1 protein-coding gene is annotated in these 2449 nt (G+C 67.8%); it reads right to left on the reverse strand.

Features of this window, described 5'->3' with window-relative positions; all coding sequences use genetic code 11:
* Positions 1 to 15: 15 nt before the first annotated feature.
* Positions 16 to 2449, reverse strand: a 2434-nt coding sequence (locus tag IJH84_RS17785) for a transglycosylase domain-containing protein (RefSeq protein WP_295146465.1), incomplete at its 5' end; no start/stop codon positions are given.

The following is a 2449-nucleotide window of genomic DNA, read 5'->3' on the forward strand; positions in this document are numbered from 1 at the left end:
GTGCGGATCGACGGTTCATTCGCCGTCGCGTCCCCGGGTCGGGGCCACGCCGTTCGGCATCCCCGCGCCGCCGTCGTCGCCGCCCGGGCTGTCGTTCCCGCCACCGGGGCAGCCGAACAGGCCGCAGCCGGAGCCGGGACCGGGCCGCGACGACTCGGTCTCGCTCTCCGACGTCTCGCTCTCGCTGCTCGTGGGCGGCAGCGAAGACGTGGTCGGCGGCAACGAGGACGTGGTCGGCGGCGGTGCCGTGGTGGACGGCGCCGGCGGCGGTGGCGGCGGCTTCACCTGGTACTGGCCGATCGGCGTCGGCTTCGGGAACTGCTCCACCGGCAGGTTCTTGTGGTAGGCGTTCATGAACTCCTGCCAGACGTCACCTGGCAGTCCGCTGCCGTAGAACGACTTGCCGGTCTTGTCCCGCACCGCAACGGGCTTGCCGTTCTCGTCCGCGAGCATCCCGACCGCGGTGGACAACTGCGGCGTGGTGCCGATCATCCACGCGTTCTGGTTGTCACCGGTCTCGGCGAACTGGTGGGTACCGGTCTTCGACGCCACCGGCCGGTTGCGGTCCAGCGGCAGCTTGGAGTGCTCGGCCACCCCGAGCATCGACTCGATGACGTTCGCGGCGATGTTCTTGGACTTCTCGCCGTCCTTGTCGAACGCGGGCTGCGGCGGCGGGGACGAGAAGGTCTCCGACTTCACGGAGTTCTCGACCTTCTGCACGAACCTCGGCTGCACCCGTTTGCCGTCGTTGGCGAAGGTGCCATATGCGGAGGCCATGTCGATGGTGCGCACCGGGTAGGCACCCAGCGCGATACCGGAGTCGATGGTGCCGTCCGCGTTCTGCAGGCTCGGCTTGCCGCTGAACTGGGCCGGGATGCCCGCGTCGATCGCGGCTTCGCGGACCGAGGGCGGTCCGAACCGCACCGCCATGTTGACGAACACGGTGTTCACCGACTCGTTCATCGCTTCGCGGACGCCGCAGTTCTTGGGGTCATCGCAGGTCGAGCCTTCGGCGTTGGAGAACTTCGTACCGGCGATCATCTGGTTGTTGCTGCCGTCGTAGGTCTCGCCCAGGCCGTAGCCCTTCTTCAGGCCCGCGGCCGCGACGAACGGCTTGAACGACGAACCCGGCGGCTGCGGCGAACCGGCGTAGTCGAAGAAGACGTTGTCACCGCCGCCGTAGTAGGCGCGCACGTTGCCGGTCTTCGGCTCGACCGCTGCGAGCGTGGTGTGCAGGTTCTGGGGCTGGCCCTGCAAGGTGCGCTGGACGGCTTCCTCCGCGGCCCGCTGCGCGTTGGGATCGATGTTCGTGGTGATCGTGTAGCCGCCGAGGGACAGCGCCTGCTGGTCGTAACCCTCCCGTTCGAGCTCCGCGAGGACCTGCTTGCGGACGTGCAGGTGGGAGCTGCCGTCGCCCTTGCTGGTCCACGCGTCGCGCGGACGGGTCTCGGGCAATTGCATCGCGTCGCGTTCGGCCTTGCTGACGAACTTGTTCGCCAGCATCTGCCCGGCCACGTACTCCCAGCGGCTCTGCGCCTGTTCCTTGTCCGCGCGCGGGTCGTTGTCGTAAGGGCGCTGCACCATGCCGGCGAGCACTGCGGCCTCACTCGGATTGAGCTCCGAGGGCAGCTTGCCGAAGTACGCCTCAGCAGCGTCGTGGATGCCCCGCGCGCCCCGCCCGTAGTAGGCGGTGTTCATGTAAGCCTTGAGGATGTCGTCCTTGCTCTGCTGGTTCGTCACCTTGTAGGCGATGACGACTTCCTTCACCTTGCGCGTGATCGAGTACTCGTCCTGGTCCAGCGCGAGCTTGACGTACTGCTGAGTCAGCGTGGAACCGCCGCCCTGGCCACCGACGAACTGGTTGAACACCGCGCCGGCGATCCCCCTGATGGAGAACCCGGGGTTGCTGTAGAAGGACGCGTCCTCGGCCGCGACGGTGGCGTCGAGCATCGGTTTCGCCACTTCTTTGCGCAGGTCGCGGATCATCGTCGTCCCGCCGCCCTCGGGCTCCACGCGGGTCATCTCTTGGCCGTTGGCGTAATTGATCGTGATGGTCTGCTGGGTCTCACTGGCGATCTTCTCCGGGTTCGGGACCTCCCACATGGTGTAGCCCCAGGCGAAGGTGCCGATGCCAAGCAGCAGCATCGCGGCCGCGGCCACGTAGCAGCCGCGGCGTATCCGGCGCCAGATCACCTTGCGCTTGGCCTTGCTGGCGCTCATCTCGTCGTCCGGGAAGAGACCGTCCGGATCGTCGTCGTACGGGCCGTCCGCGTAGGCGCCATCCGAATACCCGTCGTCGAAGTCGTCGTAGTCGTCGTAGCGCCCGCCGTCCGAATAAGAGCTGTCCGAGTAGTAGTTGTACCCGGCGGCACGGGATTCGGGGGTGAGCAGCTCCGGCGCGCGCATGGCACCGCCCGCGCCGCCCGCCGCGCCCGCGGCACCGGCGGCA

Origin of the sequence: Saccharopolyspora sp., assembly GCF_017434145.1 — a bacterium.
In the GTDB taxonomy this organism is placed as follows: domain Bacteria; phylum Actinomycetota; class Actinomycetes; order Mycobacteriales; family Pseudonocardiaceae; genus Saccharopolyspora_C; species Saccharopolyspora_C galaxeae.